At 47.8% G+C, this 205-nt stretch carries 1 protein-coding gene; it reads right to left on the bottom strand.

What is annotated here, in order from left to right; genetic code table 11:
• Positions 1 to 109: 109 nt before the first annotated feature.
• A partial coding sequence (locus QMN93_RS26330) for a hypothetical protein (RefSeq protein ID WP_032287155.1) occupies positions 110 to 205 on the bottom strand: 96 nt, incomplete at its 5' end.

Genomic DNA, 205 nt, shown 5'->3' with positions numbered 1-205 from the left:
GCCTTTCCGTTTTACAGGTTCCTCAACAGGCCGGTGGGCCGTTAGTATCATCAATATCAGTATTCGCAAAACCAGATGAATGATTGTTTAAACTGGTGTATTTCTGCCTTTATGCTTCGTAAGTTTGCTGTCGCGCCGTCAGTGCCCAGGCTATTCTGGCCAGCTTGTTTGCCAGAGCACAGGTGACGACAAAGTTGCTTTTCCG

The sequence above is a fragment of the Enterobacter sp. R-1.6.2 genome, from assembly GCF_035064085.1.
GTDB classification, from domain to species: Bacteria; Pseudomonadota; Gammaproteobacteria; order Enterobacterales; family Enterobacteriaceae; genus Enterobacter; species Enterobacter asburiae_B.
The sequence above is the reverse complement of the archived record's forward strand: the minus strand, read 5'-3'. Positions and strand labels throughout refer to the sequence as shown.